Below are 20,332 nucleotides of genomic sequence, written 5' to 3' on the forward strand. Positions count from 1 at the left end.
GAGGCAAAGTCGGGCTGAGGATCGGCCTCGGGCTGGCCGCTGTCAACCGACCGCGCCCTCGGCGGGCCTATCAACCGGATATCCTTGAACTTGCCGAGCCATCATGCTTGCCTCTGCCAAACAGGAGTTTTGCCATGTTCGCCCGATCGGCCGTCTGCTGCCTCGCCCTGCTTCTTGCCGCCAGTCAGGCGGCGGCTGCTCTTGCGCCAAACTATCAGCGCGCTCGTGAACTGAACGCCGTCGTCAACGCAGTTGCCGTGGCTGTGCCCAAATATCCGATCGAGAAGATCATCAGCCAGGGCCGAGACCGCTATGCGGTCATTGCCGGCAAATGCACCGTGATCGCAAGGATCGTCGGCCTGCCGTCGAAGCCCGGGCTGGTCGGCCCGCGCCAGTTCGAGGTCCAGCTCGACAAGCCCGACTGCGATTGAGACCGGAGCGGAGACGGCCTTAAAGCCGCCAGCCCCGGCTCATCACGAAGCGCGCCGTTTCCCCCGGCATCAGCGCGCTGTCGCCATAGGCTTTCAGCACCTGGCCATCGGGCAGCGCCAGCGTCAGCGCGAAACGCTCGCCCTCGAACACGCAGGCGATGACTCGAAACGCCATGCCCTCGCCGTTGCTGTGCACATGCTCCGGCCGCACGAGCACATCGCGGACAGGCTGATCCTCGCCCGCCTCGCCGATGCCGGCGAGCGCAGCGCGCAGCGTCGACCACTCCAGCGCCCTCGGCGCCCCCTCCGGCAGCCCCAGTCTCAGCACTGAGCCGCGACCGATCAGACCGCCGACGACGGCGCCTTCGGGCCTTGCGTAGATCTCGGCGGGCGGCGCCATCTGCATCAGCCGCCCCTCGGACATGACGGCGACATCGGTTGCGAGCGCCATCGCCTCGGCCTGGTCGTGGGTCACATAGATCATCGTCGCGCCCGACCGTTCATGGAAGATGCGGAAGGTCTCCTCCATCGACTTGCGCAGATGCTGGTCGAGATTGGCGAGCGGTTCGTCGAGCAGAACCACATCGGGCGAGGTCACCAGGCAGCGCGCCAGGGCGACCCGCTGGCGCTGGCCGCCGGAAAGCGCTGCCGGCCGGCGATCGGCACAATCGGTCAGCTTCACCAGCGAAAGCGCATCGCCAACACTTCTGCGCCAGGCCTCGCCGGAAATGCCGCGCACCTTCAGCGGATAGCCGACATTCTCGGCCACCGTCATATGCGGCCACAGCGCATAGGACTGGAACACCATCGCCATGTTTCGCCTTTCCGGCGGTAGCGCCAGCGCGGCGTCGGAAAGCCGGCGCTCGCCGAAGTCGATCGAGCCGTCGCTCGGGCGCTCGAAGCCGGCGATCATCCTGAGCACCGTCGTCTTGCCGCAGCCGGAAGGCCCGAGCAGCGCCAGGAAGCCGCCCGGACGCACCGTGAGCGACACGTCCGACACCGCTGGCCGCCCGCCGCCAAAGTGCTTGGAGAGATGGTTGAGGATCAGTTGCGCCACGGCAGCACGCCTTCCGGTAGATGTTTCGCGAGCGCCTCGAGCGCGGCCATCAATAGAACGACCATGACCACGACAAGCACGGAGAGCGCTGCGGCAAGGTCGGACGAACCGCTGTCGTCGAGATTGAAGATGGCGACGCCGAGCGTCTGGGTGCTGGCCGACCAAAGCAGCGCCGAGACCGTCAGCTCGTTGGCGGCAATCAGGAACACGAGGATGATCGCAGCCCCTGCCGCGGGAGCCACCAGCGGCAGGATTACATCGCGCATTCGTCTCAGAAAACCGGCACCCGAGAGACGCGCGGCCTCCTCGAGCGAAGGGTCCATCTGCAGGAAGGCACTCATGACCGGCTTCAGGCTGACAGCGAGAAACGACGAGAAATAGGCGATCAGGATGATCCAGATCGTGCCGTAGAGCGAGACGTTGAGCACCGGCAGCGGCGCTGCGAAGGTCAGGATGAAGGCGACGGCAAGCACGATACCGGGCAGCGCATAGGGGATCTCGATGAGGATGCCGAGCGTATTGGCAAGCACGCCCTTGCGTCGGGTCATCAGGTAGGCGGCCGGCACCGAAACGGCGAGCAAGCCGAGCGCGGCCGAGGTGGCAAGGAACATCGAATTGCCAAGCGCCTTCAGCGTCATGGCCTGGCGAAAGAGGATCTCTTCGTAAGCGCGAAGCGACACGGTCTGAAGGTTGAGCGGCACGCCATAGGCCGGCACCAGCGAGCTTGCGACGAGGGCTGTGAGCGGCGCCACCAGCACGACGAACAGGATCACCACCAGCACCAGTTCGACGACCGAACGCAAGCGCCCGAGCGAAAAGGCGGCATTCGCGCCTGAGAGCCCGATGATGCGGTAATCCCTCCCCGCAAGCGCCCGCTGCTGCAGGACCAAGCCCGCGGCGGCAATCACGGCAATGAGGCTGGAAAGAAGCGCGATCTCGCCGAAGGTTCCGGCGCCGAAGCTTGCGAGCCGGGTGTAGATCAGGGTCGGCAGCACCTCGATCCCCGCGGGAATGCCGAGGATCGCCGGAATGCCGAAATTGCCGACGCCGGAAACAAACGCGATCGCGGCACCTGCAATCAGCCCCGGCAGCGACAGCGGCGCGATGATATCGCAAAAGACCCGGAAAGGCGTGGCACCGGCAAGCCGAGCCGCCTCCACACCGTCGCGCGGCGAGGCCGAGAGCCCCGCTTTCAGCGCCAGAAAGACGAGCGGCGCGTGCTGCACGCCGAGAAGCAGCGAAATGCCCGCGAGCGAATAGAGCGGCTGTGGACTGCCGAGCGGCGGCGCGATCCCGAGCGTCTTTAGAAGCGGACTTGCCGGCCCGGTCATCTCCACCCAGGCAAGTGCCGTCACCTGCGGCGGGATCATCATCGGCAGCATGAAGGCAAAGCTTAAAGCCAGCTTGCCGCGCACATCCGTCAGCGTCACCGAGAAGGCAAAGAGCGCGCCGATGACGACGGAGACGACCATGCCGCCGGTCGCGGTTATCAGCGTATTGCGGATCGCCGCAAAGGTCGCGGGCTCGGTGAGCACGCCGATCGACTGGCCGGAAACGAGCCCGGCGAAACCGGCCTTTGCCAGGCTGAAGAGCGGCAGCAGGCAGAGCAGAAACAGGCAGGCGAGAACGAAGGGCATCAGCCAGCGCGGCTCCGCGGCGGGCCTGGCACCCACCCTTGCCTGCGGCGGGCCCTTTGTCCCGCCTCGAGAGGGAAAGCGCAGCCAGCGGGGCCGGCTGCGCAGGTCATTGCATTCAAGCATTCGAAGGGATCAGTTCGTGCCGAAGATGCCGGAGAAGGTTTTCAGATCGGCGTCGGAATTCTTCACCGCTTCGGTGGCATTGACCGGCAGCACCTTGATGGTCTCGCGCGCCGGATAGCCCTCGGGCAGAGCCACGCCGTTGCGGGCCGGAATATAGCCCATCTTCACCGCCACCTTCTGGCCTTCCTCCGACAGCAGGAAGTCGACGAACTTCTTCGCCGCATCGGCGTTCTTCGCGGTCTTCAGGATACCGACCGGTTCGGTCACCGCAGAAACGCCCTCGGCCGGGAAGACGAACTCCACCGGTGCGCCCTTGGCCTTCTCGCGGATCGCCATGAAGTCGACCAACATGCCATAGGCCTTTTCGCCGGTTGCGACCGCCTTCAGCACGCCACCATTGCCGCCGGCCGCCATCGCACCATTTTCGGCGAGCGCCTTGTAATAGTCCCAGCCGAGACCATCGATGCCGGTCAGCGTTTGCGCGTGGATGAGAGCGGCACCCGAGGTCAGCGGGCTCGGCATGGTCACGAGACCCTTGGCGTCCGGCTTTGTCAGATCCTGCCAACCTTCAGGCTTCATGGCGGCCGAGGTGTTGTAGACGATGCCGGTCGTGATCATCTTGGTGGAATAATAGGCGCCGTCGGCATCATAGAGCGAGGCGTCGTAGTTTGCCGCTTCCGGCGACGTGTAGTTTGCCAGATGGCCTGCTTCCTTCAGCCGCTGCATCGTCACGGTGTCGGCAATCAATAGCACGTCGGCAACCGGATTGCCGGCCTCGATCTCGGCCATCAGCTTGGCCATGATCTTCGTCGTGCCCTCGCGCACCCATTCGACCTCGATGCCGGGATTGGCCGCCTCAAACGCATCGACGGTCGCCTGCGCGTCCTCGTTCGGCTGGCTGGTATAGAGTACCAGGTTTTCAGCGTAGGCGGCGGTCGAAAGCAGGCCTGCGAGGACAGCGCCGGCAAGCACAGAGACAAAGGACTTCATGAATATACCCTCGTGTTGAAACTGGCGCCGAGGGATAGAGCGGCCCTTTTACAGGGGTGTGACAAACCAGAACAGCAAGCCCCCCTGTCGCGCTCCCGCACCGGGAGAACGCGCGCTCCCTTGACAAGACGTGCAGACCAAGAAAGCTTGCACGGAATGCGAGTGGAGGAACTACCATGGACGCGTTTCTGAAAATTGCCGGGGCGGTGGTCACTGTCGTATCGCTGGCGATCTCGCTGCAGGCAACCGTGCCGTCGTTCGGCTGGTTGGGCATAATCCTTGCCTTGCAGTCGGCAGCACCCACCATCGGCGCAGGCATCGCGCTTGCGGCCTTCGGCTCATTGCTCGGACAGCTGAAGAAAATTCGCCTCGCCACCGAGCGCCAGGCCGATCTGTTTCAGTCCCTATTGGAACGCCGCAGCCAACCAGCCGCCGAATAGGCGCTGCCGGCGGCAATCTGGCGGCACCCACGGCTGCGGCTGATCATCTGCTCGTCGTGGCCGGCAGGCAGGTAGCGTGACAAGTCAGCCTTCAAATGCGGCATCACGCAGATCGCCGGCGAGTCCGCCGCAAGGAATTCCGTAAAAAAAACGCGGGTGATGTCACACCGGGCAAACCTGTCTCGTCATGGTATCGGAACCAACGAAAGGAAACGGAACCATGACTGCCAAGGTTGATCTCTTTGCCGCCGCTCCCGCCCTGATGAAGAACTGGATGGGCACCTCCGTCGCCGTTGCCGCAAGCCTCGATCAGACCATCATCGAACTCGTGAAGATCCGCGCCTCGCAGATCAACGGCTGCGCCAACTGCATCAACATGCACACCCAGGAAGCCCGCGCCAAGGGCGAGACCGAGCAGCGCATCTATCTGCTTTCGGCCTGGCGCGAAGCCCCCTGCTATTCCGATCGCGAGCGCGCCGCGCTAGGCTGGACCGAATCCCTGACCCGGCTTTCGGAAGGCCACACCCACGAGCAAGCCTATGCGGCGCTGAAGGATCATTTCACCGAGGAGGAACAGGTGAAGCTCACGCTGATGATCAACGTCATCAACGGCTGGAACCGTCTCGCCGTCGGCTTCGGCCTGTGGATCGACCCGGCCGCCGCCAAGGCCGCGCAGGCCGCCGCCTGATGGCGACAAGCACCAACGAGGACGCAGCGGCGGCTTTCGATCCGCTGCGTCCGAAGCTGATCCGCGTCGCCTACCGCATGCTCGGCTCGGTCGCCGATGCGGAGGACATGGTGCAGGAGGCCTTCATCCGCTGGATGGGGGCCGACCGCTCCGCCGTGCGCGAGCCCGAGGCCTTCCTGCGCCGCACCGTCACCAGGCTCTGCCTCGACCAGCTGAAATCCGCGCGCCTCAAGCGCGAGACCTATGTCGGCCCCTGGCTTCCCGACCCCGTCGTCGAGGAGGAACCGGAGGATGACGTCACCCTCCCCCTGATGCTCGCACTCGAACGGCTGTCACCGCTGGAGCGCGCCGCCTTCCTGCTGCACGACGTCTTCGGCCTGAGTTTCGACGAAGTCGCAGCGACGATCGAGCGCGACGCCGCCGCCTGCCGCCAGCTTGCGGCCCGCGCCCGCACCCATGTGCGCGAGGAGCGCCCCCGCTTTGAGATCGAGCAGCAGCGCGGCCTGGAACTCGCCAACGCCTTCTTCGCCGCATCGAGAAGCGGCGACATGAAAACGCTCGGCGCCATGCTCGCCGCCGATGTCAGCGTGCATTCCGACGGCGGCGGCAAGCGCCCGGCCGCCATGCAGCCGATCCTCGGCTACGAGGCCGTCATGAAGGTCCACGCGCAACTGGCGGCGCTCTTTGCCAAACACGGATCGACACTGGTGCGCGCCGGCTTCGTCAACGGCCTCCCCGGCTTCGTGACCCGCGAAGCCGATGGCGAGCTGCAGACGACGGCGCTTGAGATCGACGACGGCAAGGTGGTGGCGATCTACGTGGTACGCAACCCGGACAAGCTCACGCATCTGCATTAGGGTCGGCATTGCCCGTCGAAGCTCTCATCCGCTTCGGCTCAAGGCGGCCGTCTCAATCGGCCCGCCGAAGGCCCTCTGCATAGAGGCCTAGGCCGGTGCCGCGACCAAGGACCATGATGCGCCCACCCGGTTCGAGACCTCGCCTGAGCTCGTCGGGCACACGGCAAAGGCTGTTGAAGAGAAACGGCACGTCTCGCAATTCGACCGGTGAACGGCATTCGCTGGTGCCGTAGCGGCCCGGGTCCACCACCGTATACGGGAGTTCGACCTGATGCCCCGCGACAATGGCAAGAATCATCGGCCCCGCGAACACCACCATGTTGTTTCCAAAGAAGTAGCCAATAAACGGCCATCCCAGGAGCGCCGCGGCTTTCTTTATTTCACTGCCTCGAATCCTGTACTTGCTTTTGCAGGTGAGCCACAGCATTCCCGCCGCAAATGCCACGCCCCCGACAATTCCGGGAATGGTTGTCGTTGCTACCCAATCTACCGATGGCAAAAATTGATAGCCAACCATTTTCGCAAGAACAGGCAGTGCGCCGAGTGTCAGCAGGACTGTGCCCAGGAAGCGGGCCGTACCTGGCAGCTTCTGCTGCACCATCTCGTCGTTCGCCAAAGCCATTAGCAGGACCGCATTTCTCAAGGGGGTTTCATCGCCCCTTCGCATGCCAAGGGTTGTGACTTCAAGGCCAACAACCATCAGCAAGACCTTTCTGCCGATCTGGTTGGTGGGCCAACTTCGCGAAGCAGGTGGTCGCCACATGGAATGCGACGCCACACTGCTTCAGAGCCAAAGATCAGGCCGCTTGCTCGGCCCCGGCACCCACCGGAATCCGCGCGATCACCTTGATCTCGAAATCAAAACCGGCGAGCCAGTTGACGCCGATCGCGGTCCAGTTCGGGTAGGGTTTTTCCGGGAAGATCCGGTTCTTGATCGCCATGATCGTTTCGAACTGGTTTTCCGGATCGGTGTGGAAGGTGGTGACATCGACGATGTCGTCGTAAGTGCAGCCGGCCGCCTTCAGTGTTGCCTCGAGATTGGCGAAGGCGCGCTCGACCTGGCGGGCGAAGTCCGGTTCGGGCGATCCGTCCTCGCGGCTGCCAACCTGGCCGGAAACGAACAGCAGATCCTGAGAGCGGATCGCCGCCGAATAGCCGTGGGCCTCGTAAAGCGCATGCCTGTTTGCGGGAAAGATTGCATCGCGTGTCATCTGTCTGGTCCTTTTCTTAAAATCCAGGGCGCAGAAACGGGCGAGCGCTGCCCGATCAGGCAGAACTTCACAAAACCCGCTTCATTTGATATACGCCGCGTATATGAACTAACCAAATACGACGTGTATGTCAAATCCATATACGTATCGTATATGAAACTCGAGGACAGCATGGCCAGAACGCGTCAGGAAACGATGGAAGAAAACCGCGTGAAGCTGATTGCGGCGGGCCGCAAGGCCTTTGCCGAAAAGGGCTACGCCGCCGCTTCCATGGATGAACTCACCGCCGATGTCGGCCTGACGCGCGGCGCGCTCTACCATAATTTCGGCGACAAGCGCGGGCTGCTTGCCGCCGTGGTCACCGAAATCGACGGCGAGATGGCTGCGCGCGCCAAGGCGATCGGCGGCGGCAGCAGCGGCGACGCCTGGCAAGGCATGCTTGCCGAAGGGGCCGCCTATATCGAAATGGCGCTCGATCCCGAGGTCCAGCGCATCGTGCTGCTCGATGGACCGGCCGTGCTCGGCGATCCCTCGAAATGGCCGAGCCAGAACAGTTGCCTTCAGGCGACGCAGCGCTCGGTGGAAAAGTTGCTGGAGGAAGGCGTGCTGAAGCCGGTCGACGCAGAGGCAGCCGCCAGGCTCTTGAGCGGTGCAGCACTCAACGCCGCCCTCTGGGTCGCCGCCAGCGACAACCCCAACGATGTGCTGCCAAAGGCGATCGATGCCTTCCAGACCCTGGCGTCGGGCCTGTTGGCGGAACATTGAAGCCGGCGCACGCCTCTCACGCTATCCCGCCCTTTCCCGAACCAACTCCCAAAGGTCGATCTTTGCTGCGCGCCCCTTCACCTGCACCAGCCCGATCGCGCGGAAATCGAAACGGTCGGCGACCGCCTGATGGACGTCGCCGCTGACGAGGATCGAAGTGTTGTATTCCTTGTTCAGCCCTTCGAGCCTCGAGGCAACGTTGATGGTGTCGCCCATCGCCGTATATTGCTGGCGCGAGACCGCGCCGATGCTGCCGACGACGGCAGGTCCCGTGTGCAGCCCGAAGCGGGTAAAAAGCTCCGGCCGGCCTGCCTCGCGATTGCTGGCGTTCAGGCGGTCCACACCCGCCTTCATTGCCAGTGCGCAATGACAGCCGTTTTCGACGTGCCTTAAATCCTCGACCGGCGCATTCCAGACGACGAAGATGGAATCGCCGAGATACTGCACCACGGTGCCACCGTGCTCTTCGGCAATCGCATTCAAAAGCTCGAAATAGGCCGAGAGAATATTGACCACGTCCTCGGGAGAATGCTGTTCCGATATGGTGGTGAAGTCGCGGATGTCGGTGAAAAGGGCCGTCACCTCCTGCCGCCTGCCCTTGACCACGGCCCCGCCCTCAGGATCGATGATGCGCCGTACCACCTCGCGCGGCACATAGAGTGCGAACTGCACGATGGCGCGGCGGCTGGCGGCTAGCGCGCCGCCGAGCGTATTGATCTCGGTGATCCAGGAATGCGCCACGCCCTTGCCGGCAAAGTTCAGGTCGCCGATCCGGCGGGCCTCGTCGGCGAGCCGGTAGAGCTTCTGGCTGACCACCCGTGACAGCATCAGCGAGCCGAGCACGCCGGCCACCAGAAAGCCGGCGGCAATCACCAGGTTGCGCACGAGCAGCCGGTTGGCCTGCGCTACGAGATCGTCGAGCGGCACGACGATCGCGACCGAGCTTCCCCCGAACAGCCCGTCGACACTGACCGGGGCGACCTGCGCCAGATAGCTCTCGCCGCCAAGATCAAGCTCGGCAAGGCCACCATTGGCGTAGCGTGGATCCTTTCGCAGGCGCGCCACGGCCTCTACGCCCGGGTCCAGGCTGCCTGTGTCGATGGCGCGACCGCCAGACCATGTCCCGAGGATCCGGCCCATGATCGACGGATCGGAATGGGCAACCAGCACATCGCCTTCGCCGATGATGAAGGACCGGGCGCGCGGCGAGATCTCCCGCGGATCGAGCAGCCGGCTGACGGTCTGCAGGTGGATGTTGACGCCGACCACCACCGCGTGGTCGTCCTTCATCGGCGCGGCCAAGGCGAGCGTCGGAACCTTGAGCGTTCCCGTGACGAAGGGGCCGACGGAGACCGGCTCGCCGCTTTGTAGAGCGGTCTGATACCACGGCCGCTGGCGCGGATCGAAGGATGTCGGCTCGGACTTCGGCTCGCCGATCGGCCTTGTCTCGCGGTCCAGGAACTGAAGGGTCGACAGCGCCTGCGAACCCTGCCTCGGCGTGATCGTCCTGATGGCAAAGTTCGCCTCTGCCGGCGCTGAAAGGCTCTGGCGGACATAATCCCTGCCGGTATTGATGAGTTGCAGGTAGGAACCATCGGGATAGCCGGCATAGATGCTCGTCGCGTTGGACACGCTGCGCAGCACCTCCAGGAAGAATTGCTGTTTTTCCGTCAGCTCCGCGGGCGGCGCGGGAATGAGCTGGGGCACCGTCGATGCGAGCCCCACGGCCTCGTGCCCGCCTTCGAGCGCGTTTCTATAGCCCTCGATCAGCCGGAAGCTCATCTCGCGCATGTGCTTGGCGCCGGCCAGAACCGCCGCATCCCGGCCCTGGCTGAACGCCATCCAGATGATCGGCATCGCCGTGCTGAGAAGCAGCGCCACGACGAGAACGCTGAGATGCACTCTGAGGGGCCTGGACCACTGCACTGGGTATCCCCGACATTCAGACCATATTTCGGAAAACTTATCACCGGACCCGGCCGGCAGGAATGCGCAATCTTTCAAAGAAATAGGCCATTTCATTGAATCGACGAGACAATGAAATGGCCAGGGATGGCAGGTGGTTTCGGCAGGCTCAGTTCAGCGGAATGGCGTTACCGTCCTTGCTGTCCTGGTAGGCGGAGGAGAGTTCGTCGTATTTCGCCCGGATGGCATCGGCACGCGCCTTCAGTTCCTTGCGCTGTCCCTCGGGCAGACCGTCGATCAGCGCATGGATCGACTGGCCCTTCCAGAAGGCGTTGGTGCGGTTGTAGCCGCCCGGCTCCAGCGTGAAGACCTCCTTGAGGATCTTCAGGTCATGCGGGATGGAGAACGAGTCACGGGAATCCTCGTGGCTGAAGAAGTAGAAGAAATTATCGAAGCCCGCCCAGGTGATCGCCGACAGGCACATCGAGCACGGCTCATGCGTGGAGAGGAAGATGAGATCACGGCTATCCGGCCGCTCGGTTCCCGTAATCTCGTAGAAGCGCTTCAGCGTGTGCACTTCGCCGTGCCAGAGCGGATTTTCCGTTTCGTTGTTGGTTTCGACGAGAACGGTCGAAAGATCGGATTTGCGCATCAGCGCGGCGCCGAAGATCTTGTTGCCGGCGGCAACGCCCTTTTCCGTCGCCGGAATGATGCCGTGCTCCATGGTGCCGAGCAGCGCATCGAGGAGTTGATAAGTGTCGGTCTCTGTTGTCATTCCCAATATCCTTTTGTTGGGTTTTTCAATCAACGCCAGGAAAAACAGGAAACGGCTCCCTGCCCGGAATGGCGAAACTTCAAATCACTTCCGGAAGGAGCCTCAAGCGGCTCCCGCCCGGAACTGCATATTGTTCGAACTGGCCTAGTGCGCCTCCGCCGCAATCAACGGCACCTCGGTGCCCTTGGCATCGTAGAGCTTGCCATTGAGGAAATAGTCGCCGTCGTGAAGCCGAGCGATGTCCTGATAGCGGATCGTGCGTTCCGTTGCAGCCACGAACACCGACTGCTGGTCGGAATTGCCTGCCGTGAAGTGGTTGAACAGAAGATTGAGCAGGATCGCCATGACGGCGGCCGACGAGATGCCCGAATGGAAGATCGTTGCGACCCAGGCCGGGAAGTGCTCGTAGAAGCCGGGAGCTGCAATCGGGATCATGCCGAAGCCGATCGAGGTGGCGACGATCACCAGGTTCATGTTGTTGTTGTACTCGACCTTGGACAGCGTACGGATGCCGCTGGCTGCCACCGTGCCGAAGAGCACGAGGCCGGCGCCGCCGAGAACCGAGGTCGGGACGGAAGCAACGACGCGCCCCATGATCGGCAGAAGCCCGAGCGTCACCAGGAACAGGCCGCCGGTTGCCACCACATAGCGGCTCTTCACGCCCGTCACCGCCACGAGACCCACGTTCTGGGCGAATGCGCTCTGGGTGAACGAGCCGACGATCGGCGCGAGAATGCTCGACAGCATGTCGGCGCGAAGCCCGTCGCCGAGCCGGCGCGAGTCCACCTTGGTCTCGACGATCTCACCGACGGCGAGAATGTCGGCCGAGGTTTCGACCAGCGTCACCATGATGACGATCAGCATCGAGATGATGGCGGCAAGCTCGAAGGTCGGGTAACCGAAGTGGAAAATCTTCGGCAGCGCGAAGACCGGGCCGTTGGCGACCTGCGAGAAATCGGTCATGCCGGCGACATAGGCAATGCCGGTGCCGATCACGATCGAAAGCAGGATCGAGAGCCGCGAGATCGAAGCACTTCCGAGCTTGCTGAGCAGCAACACGATGATCAGCGTGACCGCCGCGAGCTGGATGTTGGCGGTGCTGCCGAAGTCCGGCGATGCCTTGTTGCCGCCCATGGCCCAGAATGCCGCCACCGGCATCAGCGTGAGGCCGATGGTGGTAATCACGATGCCGGTCACGAGCGGCGGGAAGAAGCGGGTGATGCGCGAAAAGATCGGCGTGATCAGAAGGCCGATCAGCGATGCGGCGATGACAGCGCCAAGGATCGCCGGAATGCCGCCATTGCCTGAGATCGCGATCATCGTCGCGACACCCGAGAATGAAACACCCTGCACCAGCGGCAGGCGGCTGCCGAAGAAAGGCACACCGATCGTCTGCAGGATGGTGGCGAGGCCACCGGCAAAAAGCGATGCCGTGACGAGCAGGCCGACATCGCTGGAATTCAAGCCCGCCGCCTGGCCGAGGATCAGGGGAACGGCGACGATGCCGCCATACATGGTCAGGACGTGCTGCAGGCCATAGGCGAGGTTCGCCCCGATGCTCAGCCGTTCGTCTTCGGGATTCTGGACCGGATTCTGAGCTGAATTCTGGGTATGCGTAGTGTCCTCTGAAATGCTTGCCAAGGGTATCTCCTCCATACCATTGCGATATGTCCCGTCTCCAGCGGGACAACCAAAAGGTAGCTGAAGGGCGGCAAATCTCGCTTTCCTAAAAAACGCGAAACACCTTTCAGATTTTGTGCGGGAATGGCGGGAGGGGAAACAAACGCCGCAAAGAGCGGTTTTTGCGCGGTTTCGGCGGTCGCAAGCGCAAAACTGCGTTCGACGGGAGCCAATGTGGTGCTCTCAGACGGCAGTTTCAGGAGAGCAGAGATGCTCGTCCGGCGCAACGGCCCCGCTCGCTCAAAAATCCGACAGATACCAGGTAACGCCCGGCAGCTAGAGGCTGCAGCCCGGGTGCTTGTAGAGATCGGCCTGCGACAGGTCCGGCGGACATGCCGTGGTCCTGCCGCCCTGCTGGCCGCAGGCCGACGGCTTGATCTGCGAGATGGCGGAGTAGTGCCCCTGCGACACGTGCACCCGCACGCAAACCTTGGTCCCGGCGTTCCACCAGGTATTGTTTCCGCCGACGTCGACATAGCCCCGCGACTGCATCTCGCTTTCCGCACCGGGTGCGCGCGCACCGACGAGGTCGGCAATATCGGCCGGCGATTTGGCAAGGGCGGCAGCTGGAAGGGAAATCAGGGCTGCTGCTGTGATCGCTAGTCTGAACCGCATGGGACGGCGTCCTTCTGAGCAGGACCGGCATCTGAATGCGGCTGTTTTAGCAGAAGATAAGATGAATGGCGAGATGTCTGCCACTTGCGGCTGCACCGTGCCGGCAAGTGTAGCGACGCAACAGGATGCACCGTCATTCCGCCGGCCAAGCAAGATAGACCCAAAGATGGTACGGCAGCGATCTTCAGATCGGCCTCGAGTTCAGCTAAAGAATTTCCGCGGTACTTCGCAAATAACATATTCCAACAGGTTGAAAACATGAAAAAAATTCACTTCGCCTTCTTGGCGTCGGCGGTCGTGCTTTGTGCATCGACCACCGCCCATGCCGAGGATCTCGTCTTCACGCTGAAGAACGGCACGAACTCGGTCCTGAACAATTTCTACGCCTCTCCGACCGGCGTCGACAGCTGGGAAGATGACATCTTCGGCCGTCAGGCTCTCGGCCCCGGCGAGGAGATGGAAATCACCATCGCCGACGGCCGCAGCGTCTGCCGCTACGATATGCGCTTCGAGTTCCAGGGCGACGATCTCGACACGACGACCGACACCCAGGACCTCTGCGAGATGGGTTCCTATACGATCCATGAGTGAATGATCCCGGCGGGAAGCTCGATGGTTTCCCGCCGCACGCGCCTCAGGCGGCCACTACAGCGCCGCGCGTCTTATTGGACGCGCAAAGATCGCTGTAGCACTTTGAATTGCTGCATGTTTTTGTCCTTCAATCGGCTACGGTTAAAGGAACCATGCAGTAGAGCACCACTCGCAAGGCAGGCTTCGGCAAAGGAAGGACCTCCAGACTATCGGGGACCAGATACCATTTCCAGTAGCATCGAGCTGCGTCGACACCGTGAAGCCACAGCCCTCCCGGTCGTCAGGCATTCCCGCATGGCGACCGGAAAGCCCCCCGCTCCCGGGCGGAACCCGGGCGGAAGCTTGGTAGAGTTCAGCCAGGAATCGGCGGCAACTCCGGGGCGGTGAGCCCGCGAAAGGGATCACGCCAGGCTTCGATCTCCTCAAGCTGCTCCGCCCAGCGTTTCAGCGACGGATAGTCCTCGATCGGCAGCCGTGCGGCGTCATTGTAGGGCAGGAAAGTCGCCATGCGAAAATCGGCAAAGGAGACCGCGTCACCCACCAGCCAGGCGCGACCCGAAAGTTCCGCTTCAAGGATTTTGGCAGCCTTGCGAAATGCCGTCAGGCCCTCCTCCACCATCTCCTCCTCGCACGGCCCGATGCCGTAGCGAAGCTTCGTGCCCCGCTCCCAGTGCACCGTGTCGCAGGCCCTGACGAAATTCTCCTTGCCCCAGCTGATCCAGCGGATCATTTCGGGCTCGTCGTCATCCGTGCGCCAGAAATTGTCGCCGGCACGGCGAGAGAGGAAGCAGGCGATCGCGTCGGCCTCCCAAAGCGAGCGGCCGGGGCGCTCCAGGATCGGCAGGAGCAGGTTCGGGTTCAGCGGACGAAAGCGCTCCGCCTCACCAAAAGACTGCGGCGACGCATATTCGAAGACAACCTCGGCCTTCAGGTATCTGGCGACGGCCACCGCCAGGCGAGGATTGGGATTGCGGCTGAAATAGAGCTTCATGGACGAGCCTCCGTTCGTGACGGTCGCAGGACGAACGAAGAAATCGCGTGCCGACAGGTGAGATGAGAATCACATAAAAACATCACCGCGTGCGCTGGAGGCGGCATCGCCCGGTGAACGTCCACATCCGGGTCGCCAGACCCGCGTCTTTCGTGGCGCGAACAATTCCGTTCGGGCTGCGTTCATAAACAGAAGTGTTAGATAGGCTACCGATTCGGAGGTATGTCCATGAGAAAGTTTGTTACAATCGGCCTGCTGCTCGGGTCCTTGATACCCGGCGCAGCACTGATGCCGGGCCCAGCACTGGCCCAGGGCGTAGAGCTCTATATCGATGGCGGGGGGCCAAGATATGACGACGGCCGGCGCTACTACGACGACGAGGACTACGGCGACGACTATTATCGCGACCGCTCCTATCGCGACCGCCAGTATCGCGATCGCCGCGCCCAGCGCCGCATTTGCACACCGCAACGCGCTTTGGCGATAGCGCGGGCCGAGGGCCTGCAGAACGCCAGGGTCGGTCGAACCACCAACCAATGGATCGAAATCAGAGGGTCGCATCGTCGGACGATCGTCTTCGGCCTTCAGCCCAATTGCCCGGTCCGCGGTTACAACAACTGGTAAAAGGCATTGCGGGATTTTCCGTCGACGGTTGGGGCGATCTTCGCCCCAACCCCGGCAGATGGGCCCATCTCGGGCCTCTCCCCCAAATGAGAACGCCCCCCGCTGAGAACGGCGGGTTCGGCCGGCACGGTGAACCTCGTCGTGCAAGCAGCAAGAGGATCGCAGCGGCTGGAGCCGCTGCTTCTCCCTGTGCAATCAAACCGCAAGGTGCTGATCTAAAAAGCCTTTCAGCCTTTCGAACGGGGTGAGGTCTACGCGATCGTGGAGATCCACGTGACCGGCGCCCTTCACCCAGACCAGTTCCTTGGGCTCTGCCGCCCGCCTGTAGGCGTCCTCGCTGAACTCGCGGGAATGCGCCTGATCACCGGATATGAACAGCATCGGCCGCGGAGAGATCGTCTCGATGTCGTTGAACGGGTAGAAGTTCATGAACCTCATCCTGACTTTCATCGTCGCAGGCTCCCAGCTCCCCGGCTCATCGCCTTTCTGCGCCCTTGCAAGAGACGGGATACAGGCGTCGAGGAACGTTTTGACGCCGGCGTACGCCTGGGCGAAAGCCTGGACAACGATATGATCGCAGTCCGGATCGGACCGGACTGGCGGCTGGTGGCCGTCGGATCGCGCGAATACTTCGCCCGACACCCGGCACCCAAGACGCCGCAGGAACTGGCCGGGCACAATTGCATCAACCATCGCCAGGCTGGTTCCGGCGGCCTTTACGCCTGGGAGTTCGCCAAGGACGACCGCGAGCTTCGGGTTCGCGTCGAGGGACAGCTCACCTTCAACACCTCCTATGCCATGGTCGATGCCGCCATTGCCGGTTACGGCATCGCCTACGTGCCGGAGGATTTGGTGACGGCAGAGATACGCTCGGGAAGCCTGGTGCAGGTGCTCGAGGACTGGTCACCCAGCTTTGCAGGCTACTATCTCCATTACCCGAGCCGGCGGCAGAACTCGCCTGCCTTCAAGATCGTGGTCGACGCGCTTCGCTTTTGAGCTAAAGTCTGGCGCCGAATATCCGCATGGAACAGCCCGATGACGCCGCCTCCCTGGCCCCGCGGCATCTGTGAATTTGCTTCCCATATCCTGCGAAACCGACCCAGCTACCGGCTCTTCGGGTCCTGACTTATTTCTTTGTCCAACGGCGATGCGAACAAACCATCATCGCCTGAGCATTCCCGACGCAGGCAGAGCCTGCCCCGTTGATCAGCAAAGGACAGTACAATGGCACTCAAGGACATTCTCCCCAGCAAGCTCGGCTTCGGCGCCGCCCCGCTCGGCAACATGTTCCGCGAAATCCCGGAACAGGAAGCGCTTGGCACCGTCGAAGCCGCGTGGAACGACGGCATCCGCTACTTCGACAATGCCCCCTTCTATGGCGCCGGCCTTGCCGAAATCCGCATGGGCGAAGCGCTTGCCGGCCGCCCGCGCGATCAATACGTCATCAGCACCAAGGTCGGCCGGGTCATCCTCGACGAGATCGAGGATGTCAGCGCCCGCGATCTCGGTGAAAAGGGCGACGTCTTCCGCTATGGCCGCCCCAACAAGATCGTCAACGACTACACGGCAGACGCAACGCTGCGCTCGATCGAGGACAGCCTGAAGCGGCTGAAGACCGACCATATCGAGATCGCCTTCGTCCACGACGTCGCGCAGGACTTCTATGGCGATGAGTGGCTCGATGTCTTCGAGACCGCCCGCAAGGGCGCTTTCAAGGCGCTCGATCGCCTGCGCGATGAGGGCGTCATCAAGGCTTGGGGTCTCGGCGTCAACCGCGTCGAGCCGATCGAACTGCTCCTGGCGCTGGAAGGCCCCCGCCCCGATGGTTTCCTTCTGGCCGGCCGCTACACGCTGCTTGACCATGACCGCGCCCTCCAGCGCGTCATGCCTGCGGTCGCCGAACGCGGCCTCGGCATCATCGTCGGCGGCCCTTACAGCTCGGGCGCGCTCGTTGGCGGGCCGAACTTCGAATATGCCCCGGCGACGCCAGCAATCCTGCAGAAGGTGGCAAATATCAAGGCGATCGCCGACCGCCACGGCATCTCGATGAAGGCGGCAGGCCTGCAGTTCGCGCTTGCCAATCCCGCCGTCGCCGCCGTCATCCCCGGCGCCAGCCAGCCGAGCCGCATCGCCGAGGATCGCGCAGCGCTGAACGAGGTCATTCCCGCCGCCTTCTGGCGAGAACTCCGCGAAGCCGGTCTCGTCAACCCGGCCGCTCCGCTGCCGATCGGCTAAGCAAATCGGAGCCGGCCTTGCGTGCCTAAGAACCGCCAGCCCCGCCCGTCATGTGACGGGCGGGGCAATCGCTGTCGGCTCCTCCGCCAGAAAACGCTGCAGGCGCGGCACCGCAAAATCAAGGAAAGCGCGGACACGCGCGGGCAGTAGCTGGGCGCCACGAAACAGCGCATGGATCTCGTCGGCCTCGGTGATCGCGCTGTCGGCGAGCACCTCGACCAGTTCGCCGCGGGCAATCGGTCCGCGCACGTGATAGTCGGCAATCCGCCCGATGCCGACGCCGGCGACCGCCATCCGGCGGATGGTTTCGCCGTTGTTGGTCAGCAGCGAGCCGCTCAGCATCCGCTCGACGATCCGCCCGCCCTCGCGCATCGGCCAGACCGGATTGGCCCGGCGAAAATTGAAGCCGATGCAATTGTGATTAAGCAGGTCTTCCGGCGTTTGCGGCGCGCCCCGCCTTTCCAGATAGGCGGGCGACGCCACGATGCGGCGCTTGGTCTCGCCGATCTTGCGCGCCACCAGGTTGGAATCCGGCAGCCGCCCCACCCGGATCGCCACATCCGTCCGCTCGAGATAGAGATCGACGACTTCATCCGACAGCGAAAGGTCGATGACGATCTTCGGATAGGCCTCCCAGAAGGCTGGCAGGATCGGCTCCAGCGCCGCCGCGCCGAAGCTGACGGAGGAGTTCACCCGGATCAGCCCCTCGGGCTCGGCACCCCCGTGCGCGATCTGCTGCTCGGTCTCGTCGAGATCGGCAAGCAGCCGTTGGCTGCGCTCATAGTAGAACTCGCCTTCCCGGGTCAAAAGCAGCCGCCGCGTCGAGCGTTCGACGAGCCTGATGCCGAGCCGGCTCTCCAGCCGCGCGATCAGCTTCGACACGGTCGAGGGCGTCATCATCAACTGCCGCGCTGCTTCCGAAAAACTGCCGGCCTCCACCACCTGGACGAAAACCATCATCTCGCCTGCCCGGTTGTCCATGACGCCACCTGATTTGATTCATGAGATCGGCTGCCACGCTATCGCGGAAACCGCGCGCTGTCGCCGCGCATCTCTCTTCAGCCGCATCGCGCATTCGATCGCAATTTAACAGTTACGTACTTCCGAAAACGCGCTCACTCGTGTTCCCTCGATGATGTTGGACCTCGTCCGGACGAGGTTCCGATGTCGAAGGGAGAGGCTCCGATGCGCAGCAACGATGTTACCGGCTGGCACGTCAATCGCCGCGATGTTCTGAAACAAGGCGTAGCCACCGTCTCAGTCGCGGCCCTGGCGGCAGCACTCCCGGCCCTGGCCGCACCGAGACCGGCATTGGCCCAGGATGGTCAGGATCCCCTGGGTGGCCAACCGGCCAAGGGGTCGACGCCCTCCGTCAAGGATTTCGATTATCAGATCAAGTACCAGCGCGCCTTCGAGGCGGTGCTCTGGAACATGCCAGCGATCGCGATCTATTCCTTCCGCCGCGCCGCCATCTCCGATCTCGGCATGAAGGACAACGACATCATTGCCTATTCGGCGGTGGCGACGCCCAATGTGGAGGCGATCACCGCCAACAGCACGACACCCTATATTTCCGCCTTCACCGATCTGCAGAAGGGGCCGGTGGTTCTGGAATTGCCGGTGGCGGGTGCTGACGGCAGTCTTTACGGACAGGTCGTCGACGCCTGGCAATTGACGATTGCCGATGTCGGGCCAGCCGGCGTGGATCAGGGCAAAGGCGCCAAACTGCTCTTCACACCCCCCGGCTACGCCGAAGCGATGCCTGAGGGTTACATCCACATCGCCTCTCCGAACTATCGCATCGCCCTTGCCTTCCGTTCGATACCGGCGGCCGGAAAATCGGCGGCGGACGCCTATGCCTACGCCAAGCGCCTGCGCATGTACTATCTGAGCGAGGCGAGCAATCCGCCGGAGCAGAAGTTCGTCGATCCGATCAACGAGCGCTACCCGACCTTGCCCTTCTACGACGAGCGCCACTTCGAGGACATGCATGCGGTCATAAGCGTCGAACCCATCAGGGAACATGACAAGGTGATGATGGGCATGCTGAAATCGCTCGGCATCGAGAAGGGAAAGCCGTTTACTCCGGACGAAACCGCCAAGCGGGCCATGAGCCAAGCGGCGATCGATGTCTGGTTCTACCTGCAGGACTGGTTCGACCACACGCCGGAGACGATGCGCTATTGGCCGGATCGCCACTATGTCTCGCTGCTTCAGGCCGACGACAACAAGACGTTTTCGTTCATCTACGACGACTACATCGATCTCATTCCGCGCGCCGCCGAGTATTTTTGGTGCACCTACATGCCGAAGGTCCTCTCCGACACGCCGGCCACCCAATACATGATGGCGATGGCCGACAGCCAAGGGAAGCTGCTCGAATCCGGCAAGCTCTACAAGCTCGACATTCCGGCAGAAATGCCGGTCAAGCAGTTCTGGGCGCTGACGGTCTATGATCGGGCCACCATGTCCTTCATCTACAGCGATCTCAACCGGACAACCCTGTCGTCCTATGACCTCGAGAAGATGACGAAGAACGCCGACGGCGGCGTCAGCATTTATGTCGGCCCCAAGGCGCCGGACGGACTTGAGGCAAACTGGATCCCGACATCAGGAAAACGCCCGCTTCCGGCCGTTCGCTTCTACGGCCCGACCGACGCGTTCAACAACAGGTCGTTCAAGCTGCCCGATTTCGAGCTTGTTTCCTGAAGCGACTC

At 62.8% G+C, this 20,332-nt stretch carries 21 protein-coding genes and 1 pseudogene; 10 read left to right on the plus strand and 12 right to left on the minus strand.

Annotated elements, in window-relative coordinates; all coding sequences use genetic code 11:
- Positions 1–134: 134 nt before the first annotated feature.
- The gene (locus tag PWG15_RS10280) at positions 135–431 is read left to right on the plus strand and encodes a hypothetical protein (protein ID WP_275024313.1); all 297 of its coding nucleotides are present in this window, start codon (positions 135–137) and stop codon (positions 429–431) included.
- 19 nt (positions 432–450) lie between these two features.
- Here PWG15_RS10280 and PWG15_RS10285 read toward each other — a convergent pair whose 3' ends face one another.
- From PWG15_RS10285 to PWG15_RS10295, 3 genes are all read right to left on the minus strand, one after another.
- Complete coding sequence (locus PWG15_RS10285) at positions 451–1,488, minus strand: ABC transporter ATP-binding protein (RefSeq protein WP_275024314.1); 1,038 nt, start codon at positions 1,486–1,488, stop codon at positions 451–453.
- Complete coding sequence (locus PWG15_RS10290; protein ID WP_275024315.1) at positions 1,476–3,125, minus strand: ABC transporter permease; 1,650 nt, start codon at positions 3,123–3,125, stop codon at positions 1,476–1,478. The genes PWG15_RS10285 and PWG15_RS10290 overlap by 13 nt, the downstream gene beginning before the upstream one ends.
- 132 nt (positions 3,126–3,257) lie before the next feature.
- Complete coding sequence (locus PWG15_RS10295) at positions 3,258–4,238, minus strand: ABC transporter substrate-binding protein (protein ID WP_275024316.1); 981 nt, start codon at positions 4,236–4,238, stop codon at positions 3,258–3,260.
- 176 nt (positions 4,239–4,414) lie between these two features.
- Between PWG15_RS10295 and PWG15_RS10300 the strand changes: the two genes are divergently transcribed.
- From PWG15_RS10300 to PWG15_RS10310, 3 genes are all read left to right on the plus strand, one after another.
- The gene (locus PWG15_RS10300; protein ID WP_275024317.1) at positions 4,415–4,678 is read left to right on the plus strand and encodes a hypothetical protein; all 264 of its coding nucleotides are present in this window, start codon (positions 4,415–4,417) and stop codon (positions 4,676–4,678) included.
- 220 nt (positions 4,679–4,898) lie between these two features.
- Positions 4,899–5,366, plus strand: coding sequence for a carboxymuconolactone decarboxylase family protein (locus PWG15_RS10305; protein ID WP_275024318.1), 468 nt, complete (start codon positions 4,899–4,901; stop codon positions 5,364–5,366).
- Positions 5,366–6,223: a sigma-70 family RNA polymerase sigma factor gene (locus tag PWG15_RS10310; RefSeq protein ID WP_275024319.1), complete on the plus strand. Its 858-nt coding sequence runs from the start codon at positions 5,366–5,368 to the stop codon at positions 6,221–6,223. The genes PWG15_RS10305 and PWG15_RS10310 overlap by 1 nt, the downstream gene beginning before the upstream one ends.
- Positions 6,224–6,275: 52 nt before the next feature.
- Here PWG15_RS10310 and PWG15_RS10315 read toward each other — a convergent pair whose 3' ends face one another.
- Positions 6,276–6,929: a hypothetical protein gene (locus PWG15_RS10315; protein WP_275024320.1), complete on the minus strand. Its 654-nt coding sequence runs from the start codon at positions 6,927–6,929 to the stop codon at positions 6,276–6,278.
- Between the two features lie 91 nt (positions 6,930–7,020).
- Positions 7,021–7,434, minus strand: a complete 414-nt coding sequence (locus PWG15_RS10320) for a RidA family protein (RefSeq protein ID WP_275024321.1) — start codon at positions 7,432–7,434, stop codon at positions 7,021–7,023.
- A gap of 171 nt (positions 7,435–7,605) precedes the next feature.
- Here PWG15_RS10320 and PWG15_RS10325 point away from each other — a divergent pair, with 171 nt between their 5' ends.
- On the plus strand, positions 7,606–8,199 hold the full coding sequence (locus PWG15_RS10325; RefSeq protein WP_275024322.1) for a TetR/AcrR family transcriptional regulator: 594 nt from the start codon (positions 7,606–7,608) through the stop codon (positions 8,197–8,199).
- A gap of 21 nt (positions 8,200–8,220) precedes the next feature.
- Here PWG15_RS10325 and PWG15_RS10330 read toward each other — a convergent pair whose 3' ends face one another.
- The 4 genes from PWG15_RS10330 to PWG15_RS10345 all read right to left on the minus strand — a co-directional run bounded on the left by PWG15_RS10330 (position 8,221) and on the right by PWG15_RS10345 (position 13,174).
- Positions 8,221–10,125: an adenylate/guanylate cyclase domain-containing protein gene (locus PWG15_RS10330; protein WP_275024323.1), complete on the minus strand. Its 1,905-nt coding sequence runs from the start codon at positions 10,123–10,125 to the stop codon at positions 8,221–8,223.
- Positions 10,126–10,273: 148 nt separating this feature from the next.
- Entirely contained in the window at positions 10,274–10,879 is a 606-nt protein-coding gene (locus PWG15_RS10335; RefSeq protein WP_275024324.1) for a deaminase, read from the minus strand.
- 144 nt (positions 10,880–11,023) lie between these two features.
- Complete coding sequence (locus PWG15_RS10340) at positions 11,024–12,535, minus strand: nucleobase:cation symporter-2 family protein (RefSeq protein ID WP_275024325.1); 1,512 nt, start codon at positions 12,533–12,535, stop codon at positions 11,024–11,026.
- A 300-nt stretch (positions 12,536–12,835) separates the two neighbouring features.
- Positions 12,836–13,174: a hypothetical protein gene (locus PWG15_RS10345; protein ID WP_275024326.1), complete on the minus strand. Its 339-nt coding sequence runs from the start codon at positions 13,172–13,174 to the stop codon at positions 12,836–12,838.
- A gap of 258 nt (positions 13,175–13,432) precedes the next feature.
- Here PWG15_RS10345 and PWG15_RS10350 point away from each other — a divergent pair, with 258 nt between their 5' ends.
- Entirely contained in the window at positions 13,433–13,765 is a 333-nt protein-coding gene (locus PWG15_RS10350; protein WP_275024327.1) for a hypothetical protein, read from the plus strand.
- Between the two features lie 352 nt (positions 13,766–14,117).
- On the opposite strand, the gene PWG15_RS10355 is transcribed toward PWG15_RS10350, so the two are convergent.
- Positions 14,118–14,756, minus strand: a complete 639-nt coding sequence (locus tag PWG15_RS10355) for a glutathione S-transferase family protein (RefSeq protein ID WP_275024328.1) — start codon at positions 14,754–14,756, stop codon at positions 14,118–14,120.
- A gap of 228 nt (positions 14,757–14,984) precedes the next feature.
- Between PWG15_RS10355 and PWG15_RS10360 the strand changes: the two genes are divergently transcribed.
- Positions 14,985–15,380: a hypothetical protein gene (locus PWG15_RS10360; RefSeq protein ID WP_275024329.1), complete on the plus strand. Its 396-nt coding sequence runs from the start codon at positions 14,985–14,987 to the stop codon at positions 15,378–15,380.
- Between the two features lie 195 nt (positions 15,381–15,575).
- Here PWG15_RS10360 and PWG15_RS10365 read toward each other — a convergent pair whose 3' ends face one another.
- Positions 15,576–15,809, minus strand: a complete 234-nt coding sequence (locus PWG15_RS10365; protein ID WP_275024492.1) for an alpha/beta hydrolase — start codon at positions 15,807–15,809, stop codon at positions 15,576–15,578.
- 87 nt (positions 15,810–15,896) lie between these two features.
- Between PWG15_RS10365 and PWG15_RS10370 the strand changes: the two are divergent.
- Together PWG15_RS10370 and PWG15_RS10375 are read left to right on the plus strand one after the other, a co-directional pair.
- Positions 15,897–16,376 (plus strand): annotated as a pseudogene (locus PWG15_RS10370) (LysR substrate-binding domain-containing protein); the annotation flags it as partial.
- A 228-nt stretch (positions 16,377–16,604) separates the two neighbouring features.
- Positions 16,605–17,615 (plus strand): aldo/keto reductase, encoded by a 1,011-nt coding sequence (locus PWG15_RS10375; protein WP_275024330.1) that lies wholly within the window; start codon positions 16,605–16,607, stop codon positions 17,613–17,615.
- Positions 17,616–17,663: 48 nt separating this feature from the next.
- Here the strand turns inward: PWG15_RS10375 and PWG15_RS10380 are convergent, their stop codons facing one another.
- Positions 17,664–18,596, minus strand: coding sequence for a LysR family transcriptional regulator (locus tag PWG15_RS10380; RefSeq protein ID WP_275024331.1), 933 nt, complete (start codon positions 18,594–18,596; stop codon positions 17,664–17,666).
- Positions 18,597–18,800: 204 nt separating this feature from the next.
- Between PWG15_RS10380 and PWG15_RS10385 the strand changes: the two genes are divergently transcribed.
- Entirely contained in the window at positions 18,801–20,324 is a 1,524-nt protein-coding gene (locus PWG15_RS10385) for a DUF1254 domain-containing protein (protein ID WP_275024332.1), read from the plus strand.
- Positions 20,325–20,332: the final 8 nt, after the last annotated feature.

Origin of the sequence: Ensifer adhaerens, assembly GCF_028993555.1 — a bacterium.
In the GTDB taxonomy this organism is placed as follows: Bacteria; Pseudomonadota; Alphaproteobacteria; order Rhizobiales; family Rhizobiaceae; genus Ensifer; species Ensifer adhaerens_I.

Coding starts and splice junctions, on each gene's coding strand:
- PWG15_RS10280 (WP_275024313.1), top strand. CDS start 135: ATGTTCGCCCGATCGGCCGTCTGCTGCCTCGCCCTGCTTCTTGCCGCC.
- PWG15_RS10290 (WP_275024315.1), bottom strand. CDS start 3,125: ATGCCCTTCGTTCTCGCCTGCCTGTTTCTGCTCTGCCTGCTGCCGCTC.
- PWG15_RS10295 (WP_275024316.1), bottom strand. CDS start 4,238: ATGAAGTCCTTTGTCTCTGTGCTTGCCGGCGCTGTCCTCGCAGGCCTG.
- PWG15_RS10300 (WP_275024317.1), top strand. CDS start 4,415: ATGGACGCGTTTCTGAAAATTGCCGGGGCGGTGGTCACTGTCGTATCG.
- PWG15_RS10305 (WP_275024318.1), top strand. CDS start 4,899: ATGACTGCCAAGGTTGATCTCTTTGCCGCCGCTCCCGCCCTGATGAAG.
- PWG15_RS10310 (WP_275024319.1), top strand. CDS start 5,366: ATGGCGACAAGCACCAACGAGGACGCAGCGGCGGCTTTCGATCCGCTG.
- PWG15_RS10320 (WP_275024321.1), bottom strand. CDS start 7,434: ATGACACGCGATGCAATCTTTCCCGCAAACAGGCATGCGCTTTACGAG.
- PWG15_RS10325 (WP_275024322.1), top strand. CDS start 7,606: ATGGCCAGAACGCGTCAGGAAACGATGGAAGAAAACCGCGTGAAGCTG.
- PWG15_RS10335 (WP_275024324.1), bottom strand. CDS start 10,879: ATGACAACAGAGACCGACACTTATCAACTCCTCGATGCGCTGCTCGGC.
- PWG15_RS10340 (WP_275024325.1), bottom strand. CDS start 12,535: ATGGAGGAGATACCCTTGGCAAGCATTTCAGAGGACACTACGCATACC.
- PWG15_RS10345 (WP_275024326.1), bottom strand. CDS start 13,174: ATGCGGTTCAGACTAGCGATCACAGCAGCAGCCCTGATTTCCCTTCCA.
- PWG15_RS10350 (WP_275024327.1), top strand. CDS start 13,433: ATGAAAAAAATTCACTTCGCCTTCTTGGCGTCGGCGGTCGTGCTTTGT.
- PWG15_RS10355 (WP_275024328.1), bottom strand. CDS start 14,756: ATGAAGCTCTATTTCAGCCGCAATCCCAATCCTCGCCTGGCGGTGGCC.
- PWG15_RS10360 (WP_275024329.1), top strand. CDS start 14,985: ATGAGAAAGTTTGTTACAATCGGCCTGCTGCTCGGGTCCTTGATACCC.
- PWG15_RS10365 (WP_275024492.1), bottom strand. CDS start 15,809: ATGAACTTCTACCCGTTCAACGACATCGAGACGATCTCTCCGCGGCCG.
- PWG15_RS10375 (WP_275024330.1), top strand. CDS start 16,605: ATGGCACTCAAGGACATTCTCCCCAGCAAGCTCGGCTTCGGCGCCGCC.
- PWG15_RS10380 (WP_275024331.1), bottom strand. CDS start 18,596: ATGGACAACCGGGCAGGCGAGATGATGGTTTTCGTCCAGGTGGTGGAG.
- PWG15_RS10385 (WP_275024332.1), top strand. CDS start 18,801: ATGCGCAGCAACGATGTTACCGGCTGGCACGTCAATCGCCGCGATGTT.